At 62.8% G+C, this 4,392-nt stretch carries 4 protein-coding genes; all 4 read right to left on the bottom strand.

The window, feature by feature from the left end; translation table 11 throughout:
* The coding region (locus ENZ75_RS22735) for a GGDEF domain-containing protein (protein ID WP_164887939.1) at nt 1-753 on the bottom strand (753 nt) is incomplete at its 3' end.
* 115 nt (nt 754-868) lie between these two features.
* Nucleotides 869-1,690, bottom strand: coding sequence for a DUF72 domain-containing protein (locus tag ENZ75_RS22730; protein ID WP_128278331.1), 822 nt, complete (start codon nt 1,688-1,690; stop codon nt 869-871).
* 26 nt (nt 1,691-1,716) lie between these two features.
* Nucleotides 1,717-2,187, bottom strand: coding sequence for a GNAT family N-acetyltransferase (locus ENZ75_RS22725; RefSeq protein ID WP_063167931.1), 471 nt, complete (start codon nt 2,185-2,187; stop codon nt 1,717-1,719).
* A gap of 30 nt (nt 2,188-2,217) precedes the next feature.
* The coding region (gene uvrA / locus ENZ75_RS22720; protein WP_128278330.1) for an excinuclease ABC subunit UvrA at nt 2,218-4,392 on the bottom strand (2,175 nt) is incomplete at its 5' end.

The following is a 4,392-nucleotide window of genomic DNA, read 5'->3' as shown; positions in this document are numbered from 1 at the left end:
GACCACCGCCGTGAAGGCGCCGACCGGCGCATCGCCGTGCAGGTCGAACAGGGCGCGGCGGTTGAGCAGGCCGGTCAGCGGGTCGGTCAGGGCATTGTGGCGGTGATGCCGGGCCAAGCGTCCCTGATTCAGGGCCAGGGAAAGCGCTCCAATCCCGGTCATGCTGGCGATGACGATGATGAGGCTCAGTTCCTCGGCCCAGTTGCTTGGCGCATGTCCAAGGACCAGCTTTCCATCCAAGGCTAAAACCATGGCGCAGAGAGCGAAGGATGCGGCCGTGGCAGAATAGAGCGCGGTGATACCGATCGTCAGGGCAGGGGCTTCGTCGCGGCCCTTCCAGTATTCGACCGCCGTTGCGAACAGAAGCAAGGCGGCGAAGGCATTTTCGAACATGAAGCCCAGCCCGTCATAGCCTAGAGCCATGGGAGGCAACGTCACGGCCAGCGAAATGGCGCTGCCAAGTACAGTTCGGGGCACTGGCGAGCCGCCGGTTCTAAACTGGTAGGCCGCGCCCAGCATTGTCGAGAAACCGAGCAGGAGGAAAGCCAGCGTGGCGATGCCCAGCAGGCGCCCGGGCATGTCGATATAAGCGTCATAGACAAAAATATCGCCGACCACGAACACCAGGCTGATCGCCCATGTCAGCAGGAATTTCTCCGAGCGAGCGGTCAGCCACATGCCGAACAATGTCAGGCTCAGGCAGGCCGCGGAAAAACCGACAGCCAGGAGAAGTGAAGTGTAGTCGAGCGACATGCCCCTCGTCCTTGCCCGTGGCGGCCCAGATCTGCGACTGGTCTGGCTGGATTCATGCAGCAAGGAGGTATCGATAAGGTTACGACGGTGGCGAAGATGCCATGATTCCGCTGCGTCAGGGCACCGGTTGACCCTGGTCCACTCGCTTCATCAGTGCCATGGCGCCGAACGGCGCGCGCACCTTGCCCTCGGTGATGAAGTAAACGAACACGTCGCGCGGCTTGACCGGCGCATCGGTGGCGGGGTCGGCGCGCCGCAGGTCGGCCGGCTGCTTGCCTTGCGCCCAGGTCTTTACCCGCGCGGCCCATTCATCGAGGCCTTTCGGCGTATAGCAGTCGGGATTGTCATCGCTGCCGGTCTGCAGTCGGGCGTAGACGAAATCGGCGGTGATGTCGGCGATATCAGGATATTTGGCATGGTCGGCGTAGACGATCGCGGCCTTGTATTTTCGGGCAAGTGCTGCGAATTCCGGCACGACAAAACTGTCGTTGCGGACTTCGAGCGCATGGCGCAGCGCAACGCCGTCCTGCTTTTCCGGGAGCAGCTTCAGGAAGGCTTCGAAATCGTCCGGATCGAATTTCTTGGTCGGTGCGAACTGCCACAGGATCGGCCCGAGCTTTTCGCCGAGCGCCGCCACGCCGGAGCCAAGAAGGCGCATCATCGATTCGCCGGCCTCGCCCAGCACGCGCCGGTTGGTGACGAAGCGGTTGCCCTTCAGCGAATAGACAAAGCCGTCCGGCGCCTCGCTGGCCCATTTGACGAAGGTCGGCTCCTTGAAGCTGGAATAGTAAGTGCCGTTGACCTCGATGCTCGGCACCTGGCGAGTGGCGTAGTTCAACTGCTTGGCCTTGGGAAGCTTGTCGGGATAGAAGGACGTATCCCAGGGTTCGAAGGTCCAGCCGCCCATGCCGGCGCGGATTGTTCCCGATGTGCTCATTGTCATCCTCCCAATGCAGAAAAAGATCAGGCCGCGGTGATCTGATCGACGGTTTTGGCCATGTCGACGAGCACCCATCCTGGCCGGTAGGGATTGGGCCGGCGACCCGTTTCGTGGAAACCATAGGCAAGATAGAGCGCAATGTTCCGCTCCATCCTGGCGTTGGTGTAGAGCCGCACTTCTGGCAGACCCCAGAGATGGGTCTGCTCATCCGCGTGTTTCAGCAGCGCAATGCCGAAGCCCTTGCCTTGAAAGTCGGGGGAGACCGCGACGGAGAAGATCATCGCGTGGTCGTCATGTCGCTCCAGCGTGATCAGCCCGGCAAGCTCGCCGCCACTTTCCAGCAACCAGACCTCGCCGCGCACGATGCGCGGTGCATAGTCCTCGGTGACCGGGACCGGCGGCGCGCCGAACAGTGCGATGTAAGGCGCATAAGCCGCTTCCGTCAGCGAGACGACGGTTTGGAGATCACCGGCAAGCGCTCTTCTGATTGTCATTCAAAAGCTCTCCAGGCGCCAACCGGTCGATCACTCCGCCGCTTCGCGTTTGCCTCCGGGACGTCGCTCCAGAAGCTCCTTGAGGAACTGGCCGGTGTAGCTGCGCTTTTCGCGCACGATGGCTTCCGGCGTGCCGGAGGCGACCAGTTCGCCGCCGCCATCGCCGCCTTCGGGGCCGAGGTCGAGCACCCAGTCCGCGGTTTTTATCACTTCGAGATTGTGCTCGATGACCACCACCGTGTTGCCCTGGTCTACCAGTTCGTGCAGCACTTCCAGCAGTTTGGCAACGTCGTGGAAATGCAGGCCAGTGGTCGGCTCATCCAGGATATAGAGCGTCTTGCCGGTCGCCTTGCGCGACAGTTCCTTGGCCAGCTTGATGCGCTGCGCCTCGCCGCCGGACAGCGTTGTCGCCTGCTGGCCGATATGGATGTAGCCGAGGCCGACCTGCTTCAGCGTGTCGAGCTTGTCGCGCACGCCGGGCACGGCGGCGAAGAAATCGACGCCTTCCTCGACCGTCATGTCGAGCACGTCGGCGATCGACTTGCCCTTGAACAGGACATCGAGCGTCTCTCTGTTATAGCGCTTGCCGTGACAGACGTCGCAGGTGACGTAGACGTCGGGCAGGAAGTGCATCTCGATCTTGATGACGCCGTCGCCCTGGCAGGCCTCGCAGCGGCCGCCCTTGACGTTGAACGAAAAGCGTCCCGGCTGATAGCCGCGCGCCTTGGCCTCCGGCAGGCCAGCGAACCAGTCGCGGATCGGCGTGAAGGCGCCGGTATAGGTGGCCGGGTTTGAACGCGGTGTGCGGCCGATCGGCGACTGGTCGATGTCGATGACCTTGTCGAGGAATTCGAGGCCCTCGATGCGGTCGTGGTCGGCCGGATGTTCGCGCGAGCCCATGATGCGTCTCGAAGCGGCCTTGAACAGCGTCTCGATCAGGAAGGTCGACTTGCCGCCGCCGGACACGCCAGTGACGGCGGTGAAGGTGCCGAGTGGGATTTCGGCGGTGACGTTCTTCAGATTGTTGCCGCGCGCGCCGACGATCTTGATGCGGCGGTTCTTCTTCGCTTCACGCCGCACGCCGGGCGTCGCCACTTCGAGCGCGCCCGACAGATATTTGCCGGTGATCGAATTGGGATTGGCCATGACCTGCTGCGGCGTGCCCTGGGCGATGATCTCGCCGCCATGGATGCCGGCGGCCGGGCCCATGTCGACGACATAGTCGGCATGCAGGATGGCGTCCTCGTCATGCTCGACGACGATCACCGTGTTGCCGATGTCGCGCAGGTGCTTCAGCGTATCGAGCAGGCGCGCATTGTCGCGCTGGTGCAGGCCGATCGACGGCTCGTCCAGCACATAGAGCACGCCGGTCAGGCCGGAGCCGATCTGCGATGCCAGCCGGATGCGCTGGCTCTCGCCGCCCGACAGCGTGCCGGAATTGCGCGACAGCGTCAGATAGTCGAGCCCGACATCGTTGAGGAAGCGCAGCCGTTCACGGATTTCCTTGAGCACACGCACCGCGATTTCGTTCTGCTTGTCGTTGAGCGACGCGGGCAGGTCGGTGAACCACTGGTCGGCCTTGCGGATGGAAAGCTCGGTGACTTCGCCGATGTGCCTGCCGGCGATCTTCACCGCCAGCGACTCGGGCTTCAGCCGATAGCCCTTGCAGACCGGGCAGGGTGTGGCCGACATGAAGCGCTCGATCTCCTCGCGCATCCAGGCGGATTCGGTCTCTTTCCAGCGCCGCTCGAGATTGGGGATGACGCCTTCGAAAGTCTTCGTCGTCTTGTAGGAGCGCAGGCCGTCATCATACTGGAAGGTGATCTCGCGCTCGCCGGTGCCGCGCAGGACGGCTTCCTTGGCCTCTTCGGACAAATCCTTGAACTTGTCGCCGAGCTTGAAGCCATAGGCCTTGCCCAATGCCTCCAGCGTCTGCGCGTAATAGGGCGAGGTCGACTTCGCCCACGGGCTGACGGCGCCGTCGCGCAGCGAGATGTTTTCATCCGGCACGATCAGATTGCCGTCGATGGCGCGCTGGCTGCCGAGACCGTCGCAAGTCGGGCAGGCGCCGAACGGATTGTTGAACGAAAACAGCCGCGGTTCGATTTCCGGAATGGTGAAGCCGGAGACCGGGCAAGCGAACTTTTCCGAGAACAGGATGCGCTCATGCGTCTCGTTCTTCGACTTGTTGACCGAATCCTCGCC

The organism is Mesorhizobium sp. M7A.F.Ca.CA.002.04.1.1, assembly GCF_004022805.1.
GTDB classification, from domain to species: domain Bacteria; phylum Pseudomonadota; class Alphaproteobacteria; order Rhizobiales; family Rhizobiaceae; genus Mesorhizobium; species Mesorhizobium ciceri.
The sequence above is the reverse complement of the archived record's forward strand: the minus strand, read 5'-3'. Positions and strand labels throughout refer to the sequence as shown.